The following is a 22,300-nucleotide window of genomic DNA, read 5'->3' as shown; positions in this document are numbered from 1 at the left end:
CGATTGTGCACAACAAGCGATGTTTCTGTACGAAATTTCTCGATAATGCATCATATCCATTATAGACAAAAGGGAAAATTCTATACAGAAAAATTACACACGACGACGTTTTGGTGGACGACATCCATTATGAGGAACTGGAGTAACATCTCTAATTGCTGTTACTTCTAGACCTGCAGCTTGAAGAGCACGAATTGCAGCTTCACGACCAGCACCAGGACCTTTAACAGTAACCTCTAAAGTTTTTAAACCGTGTTCCATTGCAGCTTTAGCAGCAGTTTCAGCAGCCATTTGCGCAGCGAATGGAGTAGATTTACGAGATCCACGGAAACCAAGTGCACCAGCACTAGACCAAGAAAGTGCGTTACCGTGAGTATCTGTAAGTGTTACGATTGTGTTGTTGAAAGTAGAACGAATATGAGCTATACCAGCTTCAATATTCTTTTTCACACGTTTTTTACGAGTGTTTGTTTTACGTGCCATTGTTAGTTCAACCTCCTTTACTTATTATTTCTTTTTATTTGCTACTGTACGACGTGGACCTTTACGTGTACGAGCATTGTTTTTAGAGTTTTGACCACGAACTGGTAAACCACGACGGTGACGAAGACCACGGTAAGAACCGATCTCCATTAGACGTTTGATGTTAAGAGATACTTCACGACGAAGGTCTCCCTCAACTTTAATACGATCGATGATATCACGGATACGTCCTAATTCGTCTTCCGTTAAATCACGAACTCGTGTTTCTTCAGAAATACCTGCTTCAGCAAGAATTTTTTCAGCAGTTGTGCGACCAATGCCGAATACGTAAGTTAAAGAAATAACAACGCGTTTGTCTCGAGGAATATCTACACCTGCGATACGTGCCATTACGAATGCACCTCCTTCTGATTAACCTTGTTTTTGTTTATGTTTAGGGTTTTCACAAATAACCATTACTTTTCCACGTCTACGAATAACTTTACATTTTTCGCAGATTGGTTTAACTGACGGTCTTACTTTCATGTCTCGAACCTCCTTAAAGATTACGGAGTGCTATATTATTTAAAACGGTACGTAATACGACCACGATTTAAATCGTACGGAGATAATTCTACCGTAACTTTGTCTCCTGGTAAAATACGAATGAAGTTCATACGGATTTTACCAGAAACGTGAGCCAATACGACATGCCCATTCTCTAATTCTACTTTGAACATAGCATTTGGCAACGTTTCAAGAACGGTACCTTCGACTTCAATTACATCATCTTTAGCCATTCAATAGTTCTCCCTTCTTCAAATCAGTAACATTTTACACTGCTCTGAAATCCCGGAGAGCCAGCTACTTATAAAGTGGTAAGGATTTCGTATCCTGCTTCTGTAAGAGCAATCGTGTGCTCAAAATGGGCACACCATTTACCATCTACCGTTACCACTGTCCAGTCATCAGATAGTGTTTTTACATATCGTCTTCCTTGATTCACCATCGGCTCAACACAGATGACCATTCCCGGCTTTAATCTAGGGCCTCTATTTGGTGGACCATAGTGCGGGATTTGAGGGTCCTCATGTAAGTCTTGCCCGATTCCGTGACCAACATACTCCCTAACGATCGAGAATCCATTCTCTTCAGCATGGGTTTGAACCGCATGTGAGATATTTGATAATCTCTCGCCTGGTTTTACTTGTTCTAGACCAAGATACAACGATTTTTCTGTGACATCAAGTAGCTTTTGAACAGATTCAGAAATGTTTCCAACTGGATACGTCCATGCAGAATCTCCATGGTACCCATTGTATTTCGCACCAATATCGATACTGATGATATCGCCCTCTTTGAGCTTGCGCTTCCCTGGAATTCCGTGTACAAGCTCTTCATTTACAGAAGCACATATGCTCCCCGGAAATCCGTTGTATCCTTTAAAAGATGGCGTAGCACCATATTTTTGAATCGTCTTTTCCGCTATTTGATCGAGCTCTTTCGTTGTAATTCCTGGAGTAATGTGCTGTTTCAACTCTTGATGAGTCAAAGCAACGATCCTGCCAGCTTCTCGCATGATTTCTATCTCGCGAGGAGTTTTGCAGATTATCATTACGCTAAGCCTCCGATGAGAACATCGATATCAGCAAATACTTTATTGATATCTTGCTCACCATTAATGCTTTGTAAGTAACCAAGCTCTTCGTAGAAATCAAGCAAAGGTTTTGTTTGCTTAATATTTACATCTAAACGATTTGCTACAGTTTCTTCATTGTCATCAGAGCGTTGATATAATTCGCCACCACATTTATCGCACACATCAGCTTTTGCTGGTGGATTGAATTCTAAGTGGTAAGTCGCACCGCACTCTTTACAAATGCGACGGCCTGTAAGGCGTTTTAATAACAACCCTGAATCCACATTAATGTTTAAAACATAGTCGATTTTTTTGCCAAGATCTTTCATAATTTCTTCAAGAGCTGATGCTTGTGCAACAGTTCGTGGGAAACCGTCTAGTAAGAAACCTCTTACGCAGTCGTCTTGACTTAAACGTTCACGAACGATTCCGATTGTAACTTCATCTGGAACAAGTGCACCTTTATCAATAAAAGATTTTGCTTGTAGACCCATTTCAGTTTCAGCCTTCATAGCTGCACGGAACATGTCTCCTGTTGAAATGTGAGGGATGTTATACTTGGCAACAATCTGTTCGGCTTGTGTACCTTTACCAGCACCAGGAAGCCCCATTAAAATTAAGTTCATCCTTGTTCCCCCTCAGAGTACATGAGCATGTAGGGAAGACAATTCTTCCCACTTACTCACTGCTTGATAAACCCTTTGTAATGGCGTTTTACCAGTTGGCTTTCTAGCTGCTTCATTGTTTCTAAAGCAACGCCGACAACGATTAACATACTCGTTCCACCGATCTGTGCAGATGGAGGAAGATTTCCCAATTTCGTAAAGATAACTGGTAAGATTGCAATCGCTGCTAGGAAAATTGATCCTACAAAGGTCAAACGATACAAGATTTTTGTTAGATATTGTTCCGTATTCTTACCCGGACGAATACCTGGAACATATCCACCTTGCTTGTTTAGATTCTCTGACATTTGCTCTGGATTAACCTGAACAAATGCATAGAAATATGTGAAGGCTACAATGAGCGCAACATATATGATCATTCCCACTGGGTGAGAATAGTTAAAGTTTGCAATAATCCACTGCGATACATCATGTTTCGGGAAGAACTGTGCAATAGTCGGAGGCGTAATTAAGAATGAAACAGCAAAAATTACTGGAATAACACCAGCACTATTTACCTTAAGCGGTAAATGTGTGTTTTGTGCTCCAGCATAACCACCATTTCCTCCTGTTACACGCTTCGCATATTGAATTGGGATCTTTCTAACAGCCTGTTGAATGAAAATAACACCCACAATAACTGCTAGCACAGCTAGTAAAATCAATGCAACTTTAACGATACTCATGAACAATTGATCTCCGATATTTTGAAACTGTTGCTGATACACTTGAGATATAACACTTGGGATCGCTGCGGCAATACCGCCAAAGATAAGGATGGAAATACCATTACCTACACCTTTAGCTGTAATCTGTTCACCTAACCACATTAAAAATGCAGTACCAGCAGTCAGTACCGTAGCAATGTATAAATAAGTGCTCCAACCTGGATTCAAAATTAATTGTCCACCTACCATACCGTTAAAACCGATTGACATACCAAACCCCTGAATAAACGCAAGAACAATTGTAAAGTAACGCGTGAATTGCGTTAATTTACGACGGCCCATTTCACCTTGCTTCGACCATTCCGAAAATTTAGGAACAACATCCATCTGCAATAATTGCACGATGATGGATGCTGTAATATACGGCATGATTCCCATCGCAAAGATGGAGAAGTTTTTCAAGGCTCCACCGCCAAATGTATTTAGAATACCTAAAGCATTTAATTGATCTTGTGCCTTCAGTACGTCTCCATTTGTAAATGGCACGGGGATAAACGTGCCAATCCTGAATACGATTAACATCGCTAAAGTGAATAATATTTTACGTCTTATCTCAGCAACGCGCATAAAGTTGGAGATTGTACGAAACATTAGATCACCTCAACTGATCCGCCAGCTGCTTCAATTGCTTCTTTAGCACTTGAAGAGAACTTGTGCGCTTTAACAGTTAGTTTTTTCTCTACTGCTCCGCTTGCAAGAACTTTAACACCGTCGTTTAACTTGCTGATAACGCCAGTTTCCAGCAATAATTCAGGTGTTACTTCTGTACCATCTTCAAAACGATTTAACGTTGATAAGTTTACAATAGCAAACTCTTTACGGTTAATGTTTGTGAAGCCGCGTTTTGGTAAACGACGGAATAATGGAGTTTGACCACCTTCGAAGCCAAGACGAACACCGCCGCCAGAACGTGCGTTTTGTCCTTTATGACCTTTACCAGCAGTTTTACCGTTACCAGAACCGATACCACGACCGACACGGTTACGTACTTTACGAGAACCTTCTGCAGGTTTTAATTCATGAAGTTTCATTCCCAGGCACCTCCTTATATTAATGAGTTATCCTTAAGCTTCTTTTACAGTTACAAGGTGAGAAACTTTGTTGATCATACCAAGAATAGCAGGAGTTTCTTCCTTAACTACAGTTGAATTCAACTTTTTAAGACCTAAAGCTTCTACCGTCGCACGTTGATCTTGTGGACGACCAATTACACTACGAGTGAGGGTAATTTCTAACTTTTTCGCCATTTGTTTTCCCTCCTTAACCTAGTAGCTCTTCTACAGATTTACCGCGTAATTTTGCAACATCTTCAGCGCGCTTAAGTTCGCTTAATCCGTTCACAGTAGCGCGAATCATGTTGATTGGTGTGTTAGAACCAAGAGATTTCGAAAGAATATCTTGTACACCAGCTAATTCAAGGACCGCACGAACAGGTCCACCAGCAATAACACCAGTACCCTCAGCAGCAGGTTTTAAGAATACTTCACCAGCGCCAAAATGACCGTTGATTGTGTGTGGAATTGTTGTACCAACTAATGGTACAGCGATTAAGTTTTTCTTAGCGTCTTCGATAGCTTTACGGATTGCGTCTGGTACCTCTTGTGCTTTACCAGTACCGAATCCAACATGACCGTTTTTATCGCCAACTACAACTAGTGCAGCAAAGCGGAAACGACGACCACCCTTAACAACTTTCGCGACACGATTTATCGTAACTACACGTTCTTCAAGTTCTAATTTACTTGGGTCAATGCGATGCATCAATTTTCCCTCCTTTGACCATTAAAATTGTAATCCAGCCTCACGAGCAGCTTCAGCTAGAGCTTTAACACGGCCATGGTATAAGTAACCACCGCGATCAAATACTACTTCTTTAACGCCTTTCTCTACAGCACGCTTAGCAACTGATTCTCCAACTTTCGTAGCAGCTTCAATATTGCTAGTACCGTTAAGAGCAAGGTCTTTATCAAGAGTAGATGCACTTACTAACGTTACACCATTCACATCATCAATAACTTGAGCGTAAATATGTTGGTTAGAACGGAACACGTTTAAACGTGGACGCTCTGCAGTACCAGTAAGTTTAGCACGTACACGTGCATGTCTTTTCTTACGAGTCGCATTTTTATCAGCTTTAGTGATCATTCTTGTCACTCCTTTCTCTCACCTAACGGGTTTACTTAGCAGTTTTACCTTCTTTACGACGAACAACTTCGCCTTCGTAACGAATACCTTTACCTTTGTAAGGCTCAGGAGCACGTACAGCACGGATGTTAGCAGCGAATTCGCCAACACGTTGCTTGTCGATACCTTTAATTACGATCTTAGTTGGTGCAGGTACTTCAACTTCAAGACCTGCTTCCGGAGTCATTTCTACTGGATGAGAATAACCTACGCTTAATACAAGTTTATCACCTTGTTTTTGAGCACGGTAACCAACACCGACTAATTCAAGTCCGCGTGCGAAACCTTCAGTTACACCTTCAACCATGTTTCCGATTAAAGCACGAGTTGTACCGTGTAATGCACGGTGTTCCTTCTGTTCAGATGGACGCTCAACTGTTAATGTATTCTCTTCAATTTTGATAAGCATATCAGCATTGAAAGTACGAGTTAATTCACCTTTAGGGCCTTTTACTGTTACAGTATTGTCTTCTGCAACTGTAATAGTAACACCTGCAGGGATTTCAAGAATCTTTTTACCAATACGAGACATGTGGTCACACCTCCGTTCGTTTTAAATATATATTACCAAACGTATGCTACTACTTCTCCACCAGTTTGTAATTGACGAGCGTCTTTGTCTGTCATTACTCCCTTAGATGTAGAAACAAGAGCGATACCTAATCCGTTAAGTACACGTGGTACTTCGTCAGCTTTAGCGTAAACGCGTAAGCCAGGTTTACTGATACGTTTTAATCCAGTGATTACACGTTCATTGTTTGCACCATATTTCAGGAAAATACGAAGGATACCTTGTTTGTTATCCTCGATGTATTCTACATCACGAATGAAACCTTCACGTTTTAAAAGTTCAGCGATCTCTTTTTTGATTTTAGAAGCAGGAACCTCTAATTTCTCATGACGTACCATGTTCGCATTACGGATGCGAGTAAGCATGTCTGCAATTGGATCTGTCATCACCATGTGTTTTACCTCCTTCCCATTTGTGGGTTTTACCAACTAGCTTTTTTAACACCAGGAATTTGACCTTTATATGCAAGTTCACGGAAACAAATACGGCAAAGTTTAAATTTGCGGTATACAGAATGCGGACGACCGCAGCGTTCGCAACGTGTATACTCTTGTACTTTAAACTTAGGAGTACGCTTTTGTTTCGCTATCATAGATTTTTTAGCCACGTTTTCGCCTCCTCTACTTAGCGTTGGCTTCCATTATTTTTGGAATGGCATACCGAATTGTGTTAACAGTTCACGAGCTTCTTCATCAGTTTTCGCTGTAGTAACGATTACGATGTCCATACCGCGGACTTTGCTTACTTTATCATAATCAATCTCAGGGAAAATAAGTTGCTCTTTAACACCTAATGTATAGTTTCCACGACCATCGAATGATTTCTTAGAAACACCACGGAAATCACGTACACGTGGTAAAGAAACTGATACTAATTTGTCGAAGAACTCATACATTTGCTCGCCGCGTAAAGTTACTTTCGCACCGATTGGCATACCTTCACGAAGACGGAAACCAGCGATTGATTTTTTAGCACGAGTTACAACAGGTTTTTGACCTGTGATTTGTGTTAATTCTTCTACTGCGTTGTCTAACGCTTTTGAGTTAGATACCGCGTCACCAACACCAGTGTTGATTACGATCTTTTCGATTTTTGGTACCTGCATTACAGATTTATAGTTAAACTTGCTCACTAGAGCAGGAGTAATTTCCTTTTGGAACTTCTCTTTAAGGCGATTCAATGAAGTGACCTCCTTTCTTAAGAAAATTATTTATCTAATAATTCACCAGATTTTTTTGCAATACGAACTTTTTTACCATCTTCTACTTTGAAGCCTACGCGAGTAGGTTCACCTGTTTTCGGATCTAAAATCATAACGTTAGAAACGTGAATAGGTGCTTCTTTAGTAATAATTCCACCTTGTGGATTTAATTGAGATGGCTTAGAGTGCTTCTTAACGATATTGACACCCTCAACGATAACACGGTTTTGCTTTGGGAAAGCCACAAGGATAACGCCTTGTTTTCCTTTGTCTTTACCAGTGATTACCTGTACTTTATCACCTTTTTTTACATGCATCTTAATTCTGCACCTCCTTAGCAAGGCAATACCTTAAATTATAGAACTTCTGGAGCTAAAGAAACGATCTTCATGAAGTTGCTATCACGTAATTCACGAGCTACTGGTCCGAAGATACGAGTACCACGTGGGCTCTTATCGTCTTTAATGATAACCGCTGCGTTTTCATCAAATTTGATGTAAGAACCGTCCGGACGACGAGCTCCGCTCTTCGTACGTACTACTACTGCTTTAACAACGTCACCTTTTTTAACAACGCCACCTGGTGTTGCTTGTTTTACCGTAGCAACGATAATGTCACCAATGTTAGCATATTTACGACCAGAGCCGCCTAATACTTTAATTGTTAAAAGTTCACGTGCACCAGAGTTGTCAGCAACTTTCAAACGAGATTCTTGTTGGATCATGTTATGAAACCTCCCTTCGGACTAAAAATTCCGATTCGTCTATTTAGATAATAACCGCTTCTTCAACGATTTCAACTAAACGGAAACGCTTAGTAGCAGAAAGCGGGCGAGTTTCCATGATTTTAACGATATCGCCAAGTTTCGCTTGGTTTTGCTCATCATGGGCTTTGTACTTCTTAGAATACTTAACACGTTTTCCGTACAAGGAATGAGTTTTGTAAGTTTCAACTAAAACTGTAATCGTTTTGTCCATTTTGTCAGACACTACACGACCAGTATAAACTTTGCGTTGGTTACGTTCGCTCACTATGCAAACCTCCCCTCAATTTATCGATTAATTCCGATCTCTCTTTCACGAACTACAGTTTTCATACGAGCAATTGCTTTACGCACTTCACGAATGCGAGTTGGATTCTCTAATTGTCCTGTAGCAAGTTGGAAGCGAAGATTAAACAACTCTTCCTTTAAAGCTTTAACTTTTGTTTCGATTTCGGCAGTGGTTAATTCACGAATATCATTAGTTTTCATTAGATTCACCACCATTTTCTTCACGTTTTACGAATTTACATTTCACAGGTAACTTGTGAGCTGCAAGACGTAATGCTTCGCGTGCTACCTCTTCAGATACACCCGCGATTTCGAACATAATTTTCCCAGGTTTTACTACTGCTACCCAGCCTTCTGGTGCCCCTTTACCGGAACCCATACGTACTTCTAGAGGTTTTGCAGTGTAAGGTTTAGAAGGGAAAATTTTAATCCATACTTTACCGCCACGTTTCATGTAACGAGTCATTGCACGACGAGCAGCTTCGATTTGACGGTTTGTAATCCATGAAGCAGCTTGTGCTTGTAAACCGAATTCACCGAAAGCAATTTCAGTTCCACCTTTAGCACGACCACGCATTTTACCACGATGCTCTCTACGATATTTTACGCGTTTTGGCATTAACATATTATTTTCCTCCTTCCTCAGAAGCTTTCTTTTTTGTAGGAAGGACTTCTCCACGGTAGATCCATACTTTTACGCCTAATTTACCGTATGTTGTATCAGCTTCAACTGCTGCATAGTCAATATCAGCGCGAAGTGTATGAAGTGGAACAGTTCCTTCACTGTAAGATTCTGCACGAGCGATATCAGCTCCGCCAAGACGACCAGAAACCTGTGTTTTAATACCTTTAGCACCTGCACGCATAGCACGTTGAATAACTTGCTTTTGTGCACGACGGAATGATACACGGTTTTCTAATTGACGAGCGATGTTTTCGCCTACTAATTTAGCGTTAAGATCAGCTCTCTTAACTTCTAAAATGTTGATGTGTACACGCTTGCCTGTTAATTGGTTAAGAGCTTTACGAAGTGCTTCAACTTCAGTACCACCTTTACCAATTACCATACCAGGTTTTGCAGTGTGAATTGTAACATTTACACGATTTGCTGCACGTTCGATTTCTACTTTAGCAACAGCAGAATCTTTTAAGCGTACATTAATGTACTCACGGATTTTGATGTCTTCATGTAATAATGTAGCGTAATCTTTCTCAGCGAACCAACGAGATTCCCAGTCACGGATAACGCCGACACGAAGACCAATTGGATTAACCTTTTGACCCATCGATTATCCCTCCTTCTTTTCTGATACCACAACTGTGATGTGGCTTGTGCGTTTGTTAATTTGGCTTGCACGACCCATTGCACGTGGACGGAAACGTTTTAACGTTGGACCTTCGTCAACGAAAACTTTTTCTACAACTAGGTTGTTAATGTCCATCTCATAATTGTGCTCTGCATTTGCGATTGCAGATTTTAAAACTTTTTCTACAACTGGAGAAGCAGTTTTTGGTGTGTGGTTAAGGATAGCAATCGCTTCACCCACTTGCTTACCTCGGATTAAGTCTACTACTAAACGAACTTTACGAGGAGCAATACGAACTGTTCTCGCTACTGCTTTAGCTTGCATTGAAGTGCCTCCTCTCATTATCTTCTAGTTTTCTTATCGTCAGCAAGGTGACCTTTGTACGTACGAGTTGGTGCGAATTCACCTAACTTATGGCCAACCATATCCTCAGTGATGTACACAGGTACGTGTTTACGACCATCATATACAGCGATTGTGTGTCCGATGAACTGAGGGAAGATTGTTGAACGGCGAGACCAAGTTTTAACAACTTGTTTTTGCTCAGATGCAACTAATTTTTCCATTTTGCTCATTAAGTGATCATCGACAAATGGTCCTTTTTTTAAGCTACGAGCCATTTTGGTGCCTCCCTTCGTGATTGGCGTACGGTTCTAGAAATGAACCGTACTACAATCCCATTATTTTTTACGACGACGAACGATAAATTTGTCAGACGCTTTGTTTTTCTTACGAGTCTTGAATCCAAGAGTTGGTTTACCCCATGGAGACATTGGAGACTTACGTCCGATTGGAGAACGTCCTTCACCACCACCGTGTGGGTGATCAACAGGGTTCATTACAGAACCACGAACTGTTGGGCGTTTACCTAACCAGCGAGAGCGACCTGCTTTACCGATTTTGATAAGTTCGTGTTGTTCGTTACCTACTTGACCGATTGAAGCGCGACAAGCAGATAATACAAGACGTACTTCACCAGAAGTTAAACGTACAAGTACGTATTTACCTTCTTTACCAAGTACTTGAGCAGATGTACCAGCAGAACGAACTAATTGTCCGCCACGACCAGGCTTAAGCTCGATGTTATGAACAACAGTACCTACTGGAATGTTGATTAATGGTAATGCGTTACCGATTTTAATGTCAGCTTCTGGGCCAGACATAACTTCCATACCTACTTCTAAAGATTTAGGAGCAAGAATGTAACGTTTTTCACCGTCAACGTAGTTAATTAATGCGATATTCGCAGAGCGGTTTGGATCGTATTCGATCGTAGCAACGCGTCCTGGAATTCCATCTTTGTTACGCTTAAAGTCGATGATACGGTATTGACGCTTATGTCCGCCACCTTGATGACGTACAGTGATTTTACCTTGGTTATTACGACCAGCCTTCTTGCTTAAAGGAGCAAGTAATGACTTTTCGGGTCTATCAGTCGTGATTTCAGCGAAATCATTCGTAGTCATATTACGACGACCGTTAGTAGTTGGATTATACTTTTTGATTCCCATCTCAATTTCCCTCCTTCTTTAGTAAGAATTAAACGCCTTGGAAGATTTCGATTTCTTTGCTGTCAGCAGTTAGCTTAACGATTGCTTTACGACGACGGCTAGTAAAACCAGCGTGACGACCAACGCGTTTTGCTTTCGGCTTGTAGTTCATGATGTTCACTTTTTCTACTTTAACACCAAAGATCGCTTCAAGAGCATCTTTAACTTCTGTTTTATTAGATTTAACGTCCACATCGAACGTGTATTTTTTTTCAGCCATCATTTCCATAGAACGTTCAGTGATAACTGGGCGCTTAATGATATCACGAGGATCTCTCATTATGCAAGCACCTCCTCTACTTTTTCCACTGCCGCTTTTGTCATGATTAGCTTATCATGATGAAGCACGTCTAAAACGTTTACGCCATCAGCAGTGATTACTGTTACTCCAGGGATATTGCGAGCAGATAACTCTACAGATTCGTTTGCATCAGCAGTTACGATAAGAGCTTTCTTCTCAACAGTTAATCCTTTAAGTACTGCTAGCATGTCTTTTGTTTTTGGTGCATTTAACACTAGGTCTTCAAGAACTACAATGTTGTTCTCAACTACTTTAGTAGCTAATGCAGATTTGATTGCTAAACGACGAACTTTCTTAGGAAGTTTGTACGCATAGCTTCTTGGTGTAGGTCCGAATACCGTACCACCACCACGCCATTGAGGAGAGCGGATAGACCCTTGACGAGCACGTCCAGTTCCTTTTTGACGCCATGGTTTACGACCACCACCGCGAACTTCAGAGCGAGTTTTTACTTTGTGTGTACCTTGACGTAAAGATGCACGTTGCATCATTACAGCTTCGAAAAGTACAGCTTCATTTGGTTCGATACCGAAAATAGCTTCAGCTAATTCGATTTCACCAACCTGTGAACCAGTTTGGTTATATACAGTAACTTTTGGCATTGGAATTCCTCCTTCCTATTGTGAATTATTTGCTAACCTTCACAGCGCCTTGAACAACTACAAGAGATTTCTTAGCACCTGGAACGTTACCTTTTACTAGTAATAAGTTGCGCTCAGTGTCAACTTGAACGATTTCTAAGTTTTGGATAGTAACTTGGTCTCCACCCATACGTCCAGCAAGTTTTTTGCCTTTGAATACACGGTTCGGAGCAACTGGGCCCATTGAACCTGGACGACGGTGATAGCGAGAACCATGAGACATAGGTCCGCGAGATTGTCCGTGGCGTTTGATAACACCTTGGAAACCTTTACCTTTAGAAATTCCTGTTACATCAACGATTTCACCTGTAGCGAATACGTCAACTTTTACCTCTTGACCAACCTCTAATCCGTCCACGTCTGCATCGCGGATTTCGCGAATGAAGCGCTTAGGAGTTGTAGATGCTTTAGCAGTGTGGCCTTGTTCAGGTTTGTTAGTTAACTTTTCACGTTTATCTTCAAATCCTAACTGGATTGCATTGTAGCCATCAGTTTCAGTTGTTTTCTTTTGAAGAACAACGTTTGGATTAGCAGCGATAACTGTTACTGGGATTAACTCACCGTTCTCAGCAAATACTTGAGTCATACCGATCTTTCTTCCTAAGATTCCTTTGGTCATGAGTTACACCTCCTACATTTTTAAGTTATATAAATTATAGTTTGATTTCGATATCTACACCAGATGGTAAGTCTAAACGCATTAATGAATCTACTGTTTGTGGAGTAGGACTCACGATGTCGATTAGACGTTTGTGCGTGCGCATTTCGAATTGCTCACGAGAATCTTTGTACTTATGAACAGCACGAAGAATTGTGTAAACAGTTTTTTCAGTTGGTAATGGGATCGGACCAGAAACTGTTGCCCCAGAACGCTTAGCTGTTTCTACAATTTTCTCAGCTGACTGATCAAGAATACGGTGATCGTAAGCTTTTAAACGGATACGAATTTTTTCTTTTGCCATTATTTTCCCTCCTTCGTTCGCCTATTTCTAAAATAGACCTTCTCCATGGAAATTTCCCCACACCATGCCATGGCAAAGCGGCCGGGTGTGTCAGCAACCTTCCACTTCATCGCAGTCAAAGACCAACATTGTCTATTATACAATGTTATTCGTCTAGATGCAAGCATCTTTTTGTTTGCATCTGCTTTTCTCTACTTTTGCTATTATACATGGCACTTTAAAGAATTTCAAGTTTTCATCTAACAGAATTCATTTTACAGTTTCTGGATTATCTTTTGTCGTTTTTATATTACTATAGAAGAAACTCGTCAAAACAAAAAACACCCTCTTCTTCCTTATATAAACGCAAACAAAAAACCTAAGGGAAAATCCCTTAGGTTTTTTTATATCAGTTAAGATTACTCAACGATAGTAGCAACTACACCGTAACCTACTGTACGTCCACCTTCACGAATAGAGAATTTAGTTCCCTCTTCGATAGCGATTGGAGCGATAAGTTCGATAGTCATTTCGATGTTGTCACCAGGCATTACCATTTCAGTACCTTCTGGTAATTGGATGATACCAGTTACGTCAGTTGTACGGAAGTAGAACTGAGGACGGTAGTTAGCGAAGAATGGAGTGTGACGTCCACCTTCTTCTTTAGATAATACGAAAACTTCAGCTTTGAATTTAGCGTGAGCTTTTACAGAACCGCTTTTTGCAAGTACTTGTCCACGTTGGATGTCTTCACGAGCAACCCCACGAAGTAAAGCACCGATGTTGTCTCCAGCTTGAGCTTGGTCAAGAAGTTTACGGAACATCTCTACACCAGTTACAGTTGTAGAAGCATTTTCTTCAGCAAGACCGATGATTTCTACTACGTCACCAACTTTAACGATACCGCGCTCAACACGACCAGTAGCAACTGTACCACGACCTGTGATAGAGAATACGTCCTCTACAGGCATTAAGAATGGTTTGTCAGTTTCACGTTCTGGAGTTGGGATGTAAGCATCAACTTCAGCCATTAATTCAATGATTTTTGCTTCCCAATCAGCTTCTCCTTGAAGAGCTTTAAGAGCAGAACCTTTGATTACAGGAATGTCGTCGCCTGGGAATCCGTATTCAGATAATAGGTCGCGAACTTCCATTTCTACTAATTCTAATAATTCTTCGTCATCTACCATGTCGCATTTGTTTAAGAATACAACGATGTAAGGAACACCTACTTGACGAGAAAGAAGGATGTGCTCACGTGTTTGAGGCATTGGGCCATCAGCAGCAGATACTACTAAGATACCGCCGTCCATTTGAGCAGCACCAGTGATCATGTTTTTAACATAGTCAGCGTGACCTGGGCAGTCAACGTGTGCATAGTGACGAGTTTCAGTTTCGTACTCAACGTGTGCAGTTGAGATTGTGATACCGCGCTCTCTTTCTTCTGGAGCAGCATCGATTTGATCGTATCCGCGTGCTTCAGCACCACCAGCTTTTGCAAGAACTGTAGTGATCGCAGCAGTTAATGTAGTTTTACCATGGTCAACGTGGCCGATTGTACCGATGTTAACATGGGGTTTAGAACGTTCGAATTTAGCTTTAGCCATTCTAAATTCCTCCTTAGTTTATATAGGTTATTTTATATTTAGACTAGAAAGTGAAACTTACGTCCCACTTTCTAAGCTTACATAAGTAGTTATACTTGAACAATCGATAAAAATCAATTATTCACCTTTATTTTTTTTGATAATTTCTTCAGAAACAGACTTTGGTACTTCTTCATAGTGGTCAAACACCATAGAGAATGTTCCGCGTCCTTGAGTGTTAGAACGTAATGACGTTGCATAACCGAACATTTCAGAAAGTGGAACCATAGCGCGAACAACTTGTGCGTTACCGCGAGCTTCCATACCTTCTACACGTCCACGACGAGATGTTACGTCACCCATAATGTCACCCATGTACTCTTCAGGAATTACAACTTCAACTTTCATCATTGGCTCAAGAATTACTGGGCTACATTTAGAAACCGCAGCTTTAAGTGCCATAGATGCAGCGATTTTGAACGCCATCTCAGATGAATCGACATCATGGTAAGATCCGTCAACTAATGCAGCTTTAATGTCAACTAGTGGATAACCAGCTAGTACACCATTTTTAAGTGCATCTTCAAGACCTGCTCCAACAGCTGGGATGTATTCACGAGGAACTACACCACCGACGATCTTGTTTTCGAATTCGAATCCTTTACCTTCTTCGTTAGGTTCAAACTCAATCCAAACGTGACCGAATTGTCCACGACCACCAGATTGACGAGCGAACTTACCTTCAACTTTCGCAGCAGCGCGGAAAGTCTCACGGTATGCTACCTGAGGAGCACCAACGTTTGCTTCCACTTTGAATTCACGACGCATACGGTCAACGATGATATCAAGGTGAAGTTCACCCATACCAGCGATGATAGTTTGGCCAGTTTCTTGGTCAGTGTGAGCACGGAATGTTGGATCTTCTTCAGAAAGCTTAGATAATGCTGTACCCATTTTATCTTGGTCAGCTTTAGATTTTGGTTCGATAGCTACAGAGATAACCGGCTCTGGGAATTCCATAGACTCAAGGATAACAAGGCTCTTCTCGTCACAAAGAGTATCACCAGTAGTAGTATCTTTTAAACCTACAGCAGCAGCGATATCACCAGCGTAAACTGTTGAAATCTCTTCACGGCTGTTAGCGTGCATTTGTAGGATACGACCTACACGCTCACGCTTACCTTTAGTTGAGTTTTTCACGTATGATCCAGAGTTTAACACACCAGAGTACACACGGAAGAACGTTAACTTACCAACATAAGGGTCAGTCATGATTTTGAATGCTAAAGCTGCGAATGGTTCTTCATCGCTAGACTTACGTTCTACTTCTTCATCTGTATCCGGTAGAGTACCTTTAATAGCAGGTACATCTAGTGGTGATGGAAGGTAGTCGATAACTGCGTCTAACAGAATTTGAACACCTTTGTTTTTGAATGCAGAACCACAGATTACTGGGAAGAATTCTACAGAAGTTGTAGCCTTACGGATACCAGCTTTAAGCTCTTCTACAGTGATTTCTTCACCTTCTAGGTACTTCATCATCATTTCTTCATCAAGCTCAGCTACCGCTTCAATAAGTTTTCCACGGTATTCTTCAGCTAATTCTTTGTGCTCTTCAGGAATTTCAACACGTTGAATGTCTGTTCCTAAATCGTTACCGTACATGTAAGCACACTCTTCAACAAGGTCAATGATACCATTGAACTCATCTTCAGCACCGATTGGTAACTGAATTGGATGTGCGTTTGCTTGTAAACGATCGTGGATTGTTCCTACAGAGTATAAGAAATCTGCACCGATCTTATCCATTTTGTTAACGAATACGATACGAGGTACGCCGTAAGTAGTAGCCTGACGCCAAACAGTTTCTGTTTGTGGTTCTACACCAGATTGCGCATCAAGTACCGCTACAGCGCCATCAAGTACGCGTAAAGAACGTTCTACTTCTACTGTGAAATCTACGTGTCCTGGAGTATCAATGATGTTTACACGATGACCTTTCCATTGTGCTGTAGTTGCAGCAGAAGTAATTGTGATACCACGCTCTTGCTCTTGCTCCATCCAGTCCATCTGAGATGCACCTTCGTGAGTTTCACCGATTTTATGAATACGTCCTGTGTAGTACAGAATACGCTCAGTTGCTGTTGTTTTACCAGCATCGATGTGAGCCATGATACCAATATTACGAGTGTTTTCTAAAGAGAACTCTCTTGCCATTTGGTGTCTTGCTCCTTCCATATATGGATTGGATTTTTTTATTTTAAGTAGCAAAAAAGCCACTTTATATTGTTACACATGTCAGTATGTCCAGTACTCTCATTATGTAAAACGAGCGCCCGATGAAAGGGAGAGGCATTCTCCCTCTCCACACTTCCATAAGCGACAAATAAAGCGGTTTATGCTTACATTTATTTTACGTTGAATCCTACCAACGGTAATGAGCAAATGCTTTGTTAGCTTCTGCCATTTTATGAGTGTCTTCACGTTTCTTAACAGATGCACCAGCGTTGTTAGCTGCATCTAAGATTTCGTTAGCAAGACGCTCTTCCATAGTTTTTTCACCACGAAGACGAGCGTAGTTTACTAACCAACGAAGACCTAAAGTTGTACGGCGTTCTGGACGAACCTCAACTGGAACTTGGTAGTTAGCACCACCAACACGACGAGCGCGTACTTCAAGAACAGGCATGATGTTCTTAAGAGCTTGCTCGAATACTTCCATTGGCTCTTTACCAGTACGTTCGTTTACGATATCGAACGCATTATAAAGAATTGTTTGAGATTTACCTTTTTTACCGTCAACCATCATTTTGTTGATAAGGCGTGTTACTAGCTTCGAATTGTACATTGGATCTGGTAACACGTCACGTTTCGCAACAGGTCCTTTACGAGGCATATTGAGTTCCTCCTTTCATTTTAAAGTTATTATTTTTTAGCAGGTTTTGGTCTCTTAGTACCATATTTAGAACGTCCTTGCATACGTTTGTCAACACCAGCTGTGTCAAGCGCACCACGAACGATGTGGTAACGTACCCCCGGTAAATCCTTTACACGACCACCGCGAATTAATACTACGCTATGCTCTTGTAGGTTATGACCGATACCTGGGATGTAAGCTGTAACCTCGATACCGTTTGTTAAACGTACACGAGCGTATTTACGTAACGCTGAGTTAGGTTTCTTTGGAGTCATTGTACCAACACGAGTACATACACCACGTTTTTGAGGTGCAGAGATATCAGTTGATTTTTTCTTTAAAGAGTTAAAACCTTTGTTTAACGCAGGTGATTTAGATTTCCATACTTTATCAGTACGACCATTTCTCACTAATTGGTTAATAGTAGGCATTTGATTATCCTCCCTTCGCATGTTTGTATGACCACATATCCAGGTGGTTCATTATTAGTTGAAAACAAAGTTTTTGCAAGGAAGAGCAAATGCTCTCTCCTCACAAAAACAGTTTTAACTTATTATTCCTATTGCTGAAGCTCCCACTTGAATCCCCGAAGCTTTACCAAGCTTACGAACTGATTCAACTTTTGTTATGGGCACGTTATATTGCATTGCAACACGAATGATAGCATGGGTTAACCGCATGTCAGCATCCTCTGCGATGACAACTTCTTTAACTGTACCATTTTTGATTGCCTCCAATGTACGTTTATGACCAACGACTACATTTTCAGCAGTTGATACTTTTTGATAAGACATATAAATATCCTCCAAAGCATCGTTCAGGAGCAACCTTGATTATAGTAACATTTTGACTCATACAATGTCAACTAAGATTAATTGTTTTTATACAAAATTTATGCCGGAAAATTTTACTGTTCCACATAAACCTCATCGTTTTCTACATTCATGTCATCTTGTGTTGTTTTTACAAGATCCACTTTGCGATAACGATTCATACCTGTTCCAGCAGGAACAAGTTTACCGATAATAACATTTTCTTTTAATCCTAGAAGTTCATCGCGTTTACCCTTAATTGCTGCATCAGTTAAGACACGAGTTGTTTCTTGGAACGATGCTGCAGATAAGAATGAATCTGTTTCAAGTGAAGCTTTTGTAATACCAAGTAGAACAGGTCTAGCTGTTGCTGGTTGCTTACCTTGCAGTAAGACCTTAGCATTCGCATCAGTGAACTGATGGATATCTAGTAATGTTCCTGGTAATACATCTGTTTCACCTGCATCACTTACACGAACTTTACGTAACATTTGACGTACCATTACTTCTACGTGTTTGTCACCAATTTCTACCCCTTGCATACGGTATACTTTTTGAACTTCACGTAATAAGTATTCTTGAACCGCCGTAATGTCCGTTACTTTTAGTAATTCTTTCGGATCAATAGAACCTTCTGTTAACTCTTTACCGTGGCTAATTGGCTGTCCTGGAGTTACTTTCAGACGAGCACCGTAAGGAATAGCATACGTACGAGCTTCAACTTCACCCTGTACAACTACTTCTTGGCGATCTTTAACGTCGTTGATCGCTGCGATAACACCGTCGATTTCACTGATAACTGCCTGACCTTTCGGATTACGAGCTTCGAAGATCTCTTGGATACGAGGTAAACCTTGAGTAATATCATCTCCGGCAACCCCACCTGTATGGAATGTACGCATCGTTAACTGTGTACCTGGCTCACCGATAGATTGAGCTGCGATAATACCTACCGCTTCTCCTACTTCTACGTCTGTTCCAGTTGCTAAGTTACGACCGTAACACTTCTTACATACACCGTGGCGAGTGTTACACGTAAACGCTGAACGAATGTTTACAGTTTCAACACCCGAATTTTCAACGATATGAGCGATATCTTCAGTAATTAATTGATTTTCAGCAACTAATACTTCACCTGTTTCAGGATGTTTTACAGTTTTTCTTGCAAAACGTCCAACAAGACGATCATATAATGACTCGATAACTTCATTACCCTCTTTAATCGCACCAATTAATAAACCGCGATCTGTTCCACAATCATCTTCACGAACGATTACATCTTGTGCAACGTCAACAAGACGACGTGTTAAGTAACCAGAATCGGCAGTTTTAAGTGCTGTATCGGCAAGACCTTTACGCGCACCATGCGTAGAGATGAAGTACTCAAGTACTGTTAAACCTTCACGGAAACTCGATTTGATTGGAAGTTCGATGATACGACCAGATGGATTGGCCATAAGACCACGCATACCAGCAAGCTGAGTAAAGTTAGATGCGTTACCACGGGCACCTGAGTCACTCATCATGAAGATTGGGTTGCGTTTATTCAAGGATTTCATCAGTTTTCCTTGGATAACATCTTTTGCATTACTCCAAATAGAGATAACGCGATCGTAACGTTCTTCTTCCGTGATTAAACCGCGACGGAATTGTTTAATTACATTATCTACTTTTGCTTGTGCTTCGTGGAGAATTTCATCTTTTTCGCCTAATACAAGAATGTCAGATACCCCAACTGTAATACCAGCTTTTGTAGAGTACTTGAATCCTAAGTTTTTCATACGGTCAAGCATGCGAGACGTTTCTGTAATTTGGAAACGTTTGAACACTTCCGCAATGATGTTACCAAGGATCTTCTTGCTAAATGGCGCCACTTCTTCGCGACTAGCAATAATTTCTTTAATGTTCGCACCTTTTTCAACGAAATATTTCGCTGGTGTTTCTTTTTCAAGGTTTGAATTTGTTGGTTCATTAATATAAGGGAACGACTCTGGTAAGATTTCGTTAAATATTAATTTACCAACTGTTGTTAATAGAAGCATACTCTTTTGCTCTTCAGTAAATGTTGCGTTGTTTACTGCACTTGCAGCTACTGCAACACGTGTATGAAGATGAACATATCCATTTTGATATGCAAGCAATGCTTCATTTGCATCTTTGAAGACCATACCTTCACCGATTGCACCTTCACGCTCAAGTGTTAAGTAATAGTTACCTAATACCATATCCTGAGATGGAGTAACAACTGGTTTACCGTCTTTCGGGTTCAAGATGTTTTGTGCCGCTAACATAAGAAGACGAGCTTCAGCTTGAGCTTCTGATGATAAAGGTACGTGAACGGCCATTTGGTCACCGTCAAAGTCCGCGTTGTATGCAGTACATACAAGTGGGTGAAGACGGATTGCGCGACCTTCTACTAATGTAGGTTCAAACGCCTGGATACCAAGACGGTGAAGTGTTGGTGCGCGGTTTAGAAGTACTGGATGTTCTTTAATCACAGACTCTAAAACGTCCCAAACTTCAGGTTGTACACGCTCGATTTTACGTTTCGCACTCTTAATGTTATGTGCTAATCCTTTTTCAACTAACTCTTTCATTACGAAAGGTTTGAACAGTTCAAGCGCCATTTCTTTTGGTAATCCACATTGATACATCTTTAAGTTCGGTCCTACAACGATTACAGAACGACCAGAGTAGTCAACACGTTTACCTAATAAGTTTTGACGGAAACGTCCTTGTTTACCTTTAAGCATGTGAGATAGTGATTTTAATGGACGGTTACCTGGCCCAGTAACTGGACGGCCACGACGACCATTATCGATTAATGCGTCTACAGCTTCTTGTAACATACGTTTTTCGTTTTGAACGATGATGCTTGGTGCACCTAAGTCCAATAGACGTTTTAAACGGTTGTTACGGTTAATTACACGACGGTATAAGTCGTTTAAGTCAGAAGTAGCAAAACGTCCACCGTCTAACTGTACCATTGGGCGTAGTTCTGGTGGGATTACTGGTAGAACATCTAAGATCATCCAAGACGGTTCATTTCCAGAGTTACGGAATGCTTCTAATACTTCTAGACGTTTAATAGCACGAGTACGGCGTTGTCCTTGTGCTGTTTTTAATTCTTCTTTTAAGAAGTCTACTTCTTTATCTAAATCGATGTCTTGTAGTAGCTTTTTAATTGCTTCTGCACCCATAGCAGCTTGGAATGTGCTACCATATCGATCACGATATGCACGGTATTCTTTTTCAGAAAGTAATTGCTTCTTATCAAGTGGTGTATCTCCACTTTCTGTTACAACATAAGAAGCGAAATAAATTACTTCTTCAAGCGCGCGAGGGGACATGTCTAAGACAAGTCCCATGCGGCTCGGGATACCTTTGAAATACCAAATATGAGATACAGGAGCAGCTAATTCGATATGACCCATACGTTCACGACGTACTTTTGCACGCGTTACTTCAACGCCACATCGATCACAAACTACACCTTTATAACGTACACGTTTGTATTTTCCGCAATGACATTCCCAGTCCTTTTGTGGTCCGAAAATACGCTCACAGAACAAGCCATCTTTTTCAGGCTTTAACGTACGATAGTTAATAGTTTCTGGTTTCTTAACTTCACCGTATGACCAAGAACGAATCTTGTCAGGTGAAGCAAGTCCAATCTTCATATATTCAAAGTTATTTACATCTATCAAGGGGCCTACCTCCCTTTTAGTCTACAGGTTATCCCAA

34 protein-coding genes are annotated in these 22,300 nt (G+C 40.9%); all 34 read right to left on the bottom strand.

The genetic code is table 11. The features are described 5' to 3' along the window. Nucleotides 1-93: 93 nt before the first annotated feature. The gene (gene rpsK, locus ACTFP3_RS28330; RefSeq protein WP_000101798.1) at nt 94-483 is read right to left on the bottom strand and encodes a 30S ribosomal protein S11; all 390 of its coding nucleotides are present in this window, start codon (nt 481-483) and stop codon (nt 94-96) included. A gap of 24 nt (nt 484-507) precedes the next feature. Beyond that, the gene (rpsM, locus tag ACTFP3_RS28325; RefSeq protein ID WP_000090788.1) at nt 508-873 is read right to left on the bottom strand and encodes a 30S ribosomal protein S13; all 366 of its coding nucleotides are present in this window, start codon (nt 871-873) and stop codon (nt 508-510) included. 21 nt (nt 874-894) lie between these two features. Further along, on the bottom strand, nt 895-1,008 hold the full coding sequence (gene rpmJ, locus ACTFP3_RS28320) for a 50S ribosomal protein L36 (RefSeq protein WP_000868344.1): 114 nt from the start codon (nt 1,006-1,008) through the stop codon (nt 895-897). A 35-nt stretch (nt 1,009-1,043) separates the two neighbouring features. Next, the gene (infA, locus tag ACTFP3_RS28315; protein ID WP_001029884.1) at nt 1,044-1,262 is read right to left on the bottom strand and encodes a translation initiation factor IF-1; all 219 of its coding nucleotides are present in this window, start codon (nt 1,260-1,262) and stop codon (nt 1,044-1,046) included. 68 nt (nt 1,263-1,330) lie between these two features. Next, the gene (gene map, locus ACTFP3_RS28310) at nt 1,331-2,077 is read right to left on the bottom strand and encodes a type I methionyl aminopeptidase (RefSeq protein ID WP_000582539.1); all 747 of its coding nucleotides are present in this window, start codon (nt 2,075-2,077) and stop codon (nt 1,331-1,333) included. Further along, complete coding sequence (locus ACTFP3_RS28305; RefSeq protein WP_001048989.1) at nt 2,077-2,727, bottom strand: adenylate kinase; 651 nt, start codon at nt 2,725-2,727, stop codon at nt 2,077-2,079. The genes map and ACTFP3_RS28305 overlap by 1 nt, the downstream gene beginning before the upstream one ends. Before the next feature lie 56 nt (nt 2,728-2,783). After that, entirely contained in the window at nt 2,784-4,085 is a 1,302-nt protein-coding gene (secY, locus tag ACTFP3_RS28300) for a preprotein translocase subunit SecY (protein ID WP_000490117.1), read from the bottom strand. After that, the gene (gene rplO / locus ACTFP3_RS28295; RefSeq protein ID WP_000766081.1) at nt 4,085-4,525 is read right to left on the bottom strand and encodes a 50S ribosomal protein L15; all 441 of its coding nucleotides are present in this window, start codon (nt 4,523-4,525) and stop codon (nt 4,085-4,087) included. The genes secY and rplO overlap by 1 nt, the downstream gene beginning before the upstream one ends. 33 nt (nt 4,526-4,558) lie before the next feature. Continuing rightward, a complete protein-coding gene (gene rpmD / locus ACTFP3_RS28290) occupies nt 4,559-4,741 on the bottom strand; it encodes a 50S ribosomal protein L30 (protein ID WP_001085234.1) in 183 nt (60 codons plus the stop codon). Between the two features lie 13 nt (nt 4,742-4,754). Beyond that, entirely contained in the window at nt 4,755-5,255 is a 501-nt protein-coding gene (gene rpsE / locus ACTFP3_RS28285; protein WP_000554646.1) for a 30S ribosomal protein S5, read from the bottom strand. 21 nt (nt 5,256-5,276) lie between these two features. Next, nucleotides 5,277-5,639 (bottom strand): 50S ribosomal protein L18, encoded by a 363-nt coding sequence (rplR, locus tag ACTFP3_RS28280; RefSeq protein WP_000628816.1) that lies wholly within the window; start codon nt 5,637-5,639, stop codon nt 5,277-5,279. 31 nt (nt 5,640-5,670) lie between these two features. Next, on the bottom strand, nt 5,671-6,210 hold the full coding sequence (gene rplF, locus ACTFP3_RS28275; RefSeq protein ID WP_000086558.1) for a 50S ribosomal protein L6: 540 nt from the start codon (nt 6,208-6,210) through the stop codon (nt 5,671-5,673). 32 nt (nt 6,211-6,242) lie between these two features. Further along, nucleotides 6,243-6,641: a 30S ribosomal protein S8 gene (gene rpsH / locus ACTFP3_RS28270; protein WP_000245511.1), complete on the bottom strand. Its 399-nt coding sequence runs from the start codon at nt 6,639-6,641 to the stop codon at nt 6,243-6,245. A 29-nt stretch (nt 6,642-6,670) separates the two neighbouring features. Next, complete coding sequence (gene rpsN / locus ACTFP3_RS28265) at nt 6,671-6,856, bottom strand: 30S ribosomal protein S14 (RefSeq protein WP_001085700.1); 186 nt, start codon at nt 6,854-6,856, stop codon at nt 6,671-6,673. Between the two features lie 33 nt (nt 6,857-6,889). Further along, entirely contained in the window at nt 6,890-7,429 is a 540-nt protein-coding gene (rplE, locus tag ACTFP3_RS28260) for a 50S ribosomal protein L5 (protein WP_001080831.1), read from the bottom strand. Between the two features lie 26 nt (nt 7,430-7,455). Further along, nucleotides 7,456-7,767 (bottom strand): 50S ribosomal protein L24, encoded by a 312-nt coding sequence (gene rplX, locus ACTFP3_RS28255; RefSeq protein ID WP_000558200.1) that lies wholly within the window; start codon nt 7,765-7,767, stop codon nt 7,456-7,458. Nucleotides 7,768-7,805: 38 nt separating this feature from the next. Continuing rightward, nucleotides 7,806-8,174 (bottom strand): 50S ribosomal protein L14, encoded by a 369-nt coding sequence (gene rplN / locus ACTFP3_RS28250; RefSeq protein WP_000615912.1) that lies wholly within the window; start codon nt 8,172-8,174, stop codon nt 7,806-7,808. Nucleotides 8,175-8,217: 43 nt separating this feature from the next. Beyond that, the gene (gene rpsQ, locus ACTFP3_RS28245; RefSeq protein WP_000004106.1) at nt 8,218-8,481 is read right to left on the bottom strand and encodes a 30S ribosomal protein S17; all 264 of its coding nucleotides are present in this window, start codon (nt 8,479-8,481) and stop codon (nt 8,218-8,220) included. A gap of 20 nt (nt 8,482-8,501) precedes the next feature. Beyond that, entirely contained in the window at nt 8,502-8,702 is a 201-nt protein-coding gene (gene rpmC, locus ACTFP3_RS28240) for a 50S ribosomal protein L29 (protein ID WP_000855718.1), read from the bottom strand. Beyond that, nucleotides 8,692-9,126: a 50S ribosomal protein L16 gene (gene rplP, locus ACTFP3_RS28235; protein ID WP_000928969.1), complete on the bottom strand. Its 435-nt coding sequence runs from the start codon at nt 9,124-9,126 to the stop codon at nt 8,692-8,694. The genes rpmC and rplP overlap by 11 nt, the downstream gene beginning before the upstream one ends. Nucleotide 9,127: 1 nt before the next feature. Beyond that, complete coding sequence (rpsC, locus tag ACTFP3_RS28230; protein ID WP_000529956.1) at nt 9,128-9,787, bottom strand: 30S ribosomal protein S3; 660 nt, start codon at nt 9,785-9,787, stop codon at nt 9,128-9,130. 3 nt (nt 9,788-9,790) lie between these two features. Continuing rightward, on the bottom strand, nt 9,791-10,132 hold the full coding sequence (gene rplV / locus ACTFP3_RS28225; RefSeq protein ID WP_001148024.1) for a 50S ribosomal protein L22: 342 nt from the start codon (nt 10,130-10,132) through the stop codon (nt 9,791-9,793). Between the two features lie 17 nt (nt 10,133-10,149). After that, the gene (gene rpsS, locus ACTFP3_RS28220) at nt 10,150-10,428 is read right to left on the bottom strand and encodes a 30S ribosomal protein S19 (protein ID WP_000124454.1); all 279 of its coding nucleotides are present in this window, start codon (nt 10,426-10,428) and stop codon (nt 10,150-10,152) included. 60 nt (nt 10,429-10,488) lie between these two features. Continuing rightward, nucleotides 10,489-11,319, bottom strand: coding sequence for a 50S ribosomal protein L2 (rplB, locus tag ACTFP3_RS28215; protein WP_000511583.1), 831 nt, complete (start codon nt 11,317-11,319; stop codon nt 10,489-10,491). A gap of 28 nt (nt 11,320-11,347) precedes the next feature. Continuing rightward, nucleotides 11,348-11,638 carry a 50S ribosomal protein L23 gene (rplW, locus tag ACTFP3_RS28210; RefSeq protein ID WP_001205558.1) on the bottom strand — a complete coding sequence of 97 codons (291 nt, stop codon included), beginning with the start codon at nt 11,636-11,638 and terminating at the stop codon, nt 11,348-11,350. Beyond that, a complete protein-coding gene (gene rplD / locus ACTFP3_RS28205; protein ID WP_001127258.1) occupies nt 11,638-12,261 on the bottom strand; it encodes a 50S ribosomal protein L4 in 624 nt (207 codons plus the stop codon). The genes rplW and rplD overlap by 1 nt, the downstream gene beginning before the upstream one ends. A gap of 25 nt (nt 12,262-12,286) precedes the next feature. After that, on the bottom strand, nt 12,287-12,919 hold the full coding sequence (rplC, locus tag ACTFP3_RS28200) for a 50S ribosomal protein L3 (RefSeq protein WP_000160207.1): 633 nt from the start codon (nt 12,917-12,919) through the stop codon (nt 12,287-12,289). A gap of 34 nt (nt 12,920-12,953) precedes the next feature. Further along, complete coding sequence (gene rpsJ, locus ACTFP3_RS28195; protein ID WP_001040596.1) at nt 12,954-13,262, bottom strand: 30S ribosomal protein S10; 309 nt, start codon at nt 13,260-13,262, stop codon at nt 12,954-12,956. A gap of 398 nt (nt 13,263-13,660) precedes the next feature. Further along, entirely contained in the window at nt 13,661-14,848 is a 1,188-nt protein-coding gene (tuf, locus tag ACTFP3_RS28190; RefSeq protein WP_001029614.1) for an elongation factor Tu, read from the bottom strand. 117 nt (nt 14,849-14,965) lie between these two features. Then, nucleotides 14,966-17,044 carry an elongation factor G gene (gene fusA / locus ACTFP3_RS28185; protein WP_000090370.1) on the bottom strand — a complete coding sequence of 693 codons (2,079 nt, stop codon included), beginning with the start codon at nt 17,042-17,044 and terminating at the stop codon, nt 14,966-14,968. Between the two features lie 208 nt (nt 17,045-17,252). Further along, entirely contained in the window at nt 17,253-17,723 is a 471-nt protein-coding gene (gene rpsG, locus ACTFP3_RS28180; RefSeq protein WP_001137491.1) for a 30S ribosomal protein S7, read from the bottom strand. 29 nt (nt 17,724-17,752) lie between these two features. Further along, the gene (gene rpsL, locus ACTFP3_RS28175) at nt 17,753-18,175 is read right to left on the bottom strand and encodes a 30S ribosomal protein S12 (RefSeq protein WP_001142341.1); all 423 of its coding nucleotides are present in this window, start codon (nt 18,173-18,175) and stop codon (nt 17,753-17,755) included. 114 nt (nt 18,176-18,289) lie between these two features. Continuing rightward, the gene (locus tag ACTFP3_RS28170) at nt 18,290-18,538 is read right to left on the bottom strand and encodes a 50S ribosomal protein L7ae-like protein (protein WP_000121837.1); all 249 of its coding nucleotides are present in this window, start codon (nt 18,536-18,538) and stop codon (nt 18,290-18,292) included. Between the two features lie 113 nt (nt 18,539-18,651). Beyond that, on the bottom strand, nt 18,652-22,263 hold the full coding sequence (gene rpoC, locus ACTFP3_RS28165) for a DNA-directed RNA polymerase subunit beta' (protein ID WP_000567939.1): 3,612 nt from the start codon (nt 22,261-22,263) through the stop codon (nt 18,652-18,654). Nucleotides 22,264-22,300: the final 37 nt, after the last annotated feature.

Source organism: Bacillus cereus group sp. MYBK5-2 (assembly GCF_051915685.1).
GTDB lineage: Bacteria > Bacillota > Bacilli > Bacillales > Bacillaceae_G > Bacillus_A > Bacillus_A cereus.
The sequence above is the reverse complement of the archived record's forward strand: the minus strand, read 5'-3'. Positions and strand labels throughout refer to the sequence as shown.

Coding starts and splice junctions, on each gene's coding strand:
- rpsK (WP_000101798.1), bottom strand. CDS start 483: ATGGCACGTAAAACAAACACTCGTAAAAAACGTGTGAAAAAGAATATT.
- rpmJ (WP_000868344.1), bottom strand. CDS start 1,008: ATGAAAGTAAGACCGTCAGTTAAACCAATCTGCGAAAAATGTAAAGTT.
- rpsE (WP_000554646.1), bottom strand. CDS start 5,255: ATGCATCGCATTGACCCAAGTAAATTAGAACTTGAAGAACGTGTAGTT.
- rplR (WP_000628816.1), bottom strand. CDS start 5,639: ATGATCACTAAAGCTGATAAAAATGCGACTCGTAAGAAAAGACATGCA.
- rpsS (WP_000124454.1), bottom strand. CDS start 10,428: ATGGCTCGTAGCTTAAAAAAAGGACCATTTGTCGATGATCACTTAATG.
- rplF (WP_000086558.1), bottom strand. CDS start 6,210: ATGTCTCGTATTGGTAAAAAGATTCTTGAAATCCCTGCAGGTGTTACT.
- ACTFP3_RS28305 (WP_001048989.1), bottom strand. CDS start 2,727: ATGAACTTAATTTTAATGGGGCTTCCTGGTGCTGGTAAAGGTACACAA.
- rplO (WP_000766081.1), bottom strand. CDS start 4,525: ATGAAACTTCATGAATTAAAACCTGCAGAAGGTTCTCGTAAAGTACGT.
- rplB (WP_000511583.1), bottom strand. CDS start 11,319: ATGGGAATCAAAAAGTATAATCCAACTACTAACGGTCGTCGTAATATG.
- rplX (WP_000558200.1), bottom strand. CDS start 7,767: ATGCATGTAAAAAAAGGTGATAAAGTACAGGTAATCACTGGTAAAGAC.
- rplN (WP_000615912.1), bottom strand. CDS start 8,174: ATGATCCAACAAGAATCTCGTTTGAAAGTTGCTGACAACTCTGGTGCA.
- rpsL (WP_001142341.1), bottom strand. CDS start 18,175: ATGCCTACTATTAACCAATTAGTGAGAAATGGTCGTACTGATAAAGTA.
- rplV (WP_001148024.1), bottom strand. CDS start 10,132: ATGCAAGCTAAAGCAGTAGCGAGAACAGTTCGTATTGCTCCTCGTAAA.
- rplW (WP_001205558.1), bottom strand. CDS start 11,638: ATGAGAGATCCTCGTGATATCATTAAGCGCCCAGTTATCACTGAACGT.
- infA (WP_001029884.1), bottom strand. CDS start 1,262: ATGGCTAAAGATGATGTAATTGAAGTCGAAGGTACCGTTCTTGAAACG.
- rplP (WP_000928969.1), bottom strand. CDS start 9,126: ATGTTAATGCCAAAACGCGTAAAATATCGTAGAGAGCATCGTGGTAAA.
- tuf (WP_001029614.1), bottom strand. CDS start 14,848: ATGGCTAAAGCTAAATTCGAACGTTCTAAACCCCATGTTAACATCGGT.
- rplD (WP_001127258.1), bottom strand. CDS start 12,261: ATGCCAAAAGTTACTGTATATAACCAAACTGGTTCACAGGTTGGTGAA.
- rpmD (WP_001085234.1), bottom strand. CDS start 4,741: ATGGCGAAAAAGTTAGAAATTACCCTCACTCGTAGTGTAATTGGTCGT.
- ACTFP3_RS28170 (WP_000121837.1), bottom strand. CDS start 18,538: ATGTCTTATCAAAAAGTATCAACTGCTGAAAATGTAGTCGTTGGTCAT.
- rpsJ (WP_001040596.1), bottom strand. CDS start 13,262: ATGGCAAAAGAAAAAATTCGTATCCGTTTAAAAGCTTACGATCACCGT.
- rpsG (WP_001137491.1), bottom strand. CDS start 17,723: ATGCCTCGTAAAGGACCTGTTGCGAAACGTGACGTGTTACCAGATCCA.
- secY (WP_000490117.1), bottom strand. CDS start 4,085: ATGTTTCGTACAATCTCCAACTTTATGCGCGTTGCTGAGATAAGACGT.
- rpsC (WP_000529956.1), bottom strand. CDS start 9,787: ATGGGTCAAAAGGTTAATCCAATTGGTCTTCGTGTCGGCGTTATCCGT.
- rpmC (WP_000855718.1), bottom strand. CDS start 8,702: ATGAAAACTAATGATATTCGTGAATTAACCACTGCCGAAATCGAAACA.
- map (WP_000582539.1), bottom strand. CDS start 2,077: ATGATAATCTGCAAAACTCCTCGCGAGATAGAAATCATGCGAGAAGCT.
- rpsH (WP_000245511.1), bottom strand. CDS start 6,641: ATGGTGATGACAGATCCAATTGCAGACATGCTTACTCGCATCCGTAAT.
- fusA (WP_000090370.1), bottom strand. CDS start 17,044: ATGGCAAGAGAGTTCTCTTTAGAAAACACTCGTAATATTGGTATCATG.
- rpsM (WP_000090788.1), bottom strand. CDS start 873: ATGGCACGTATCGCAGGTGTAGATATTCCTCGAGACAAACGCGTTGTT.
- rplC (WP_000160207.1), bottom strand. CDS start 12,919: ATGACCAAAGGAATCTTAGGAAGAAAGATCGGTATGACTCAAGTATTT.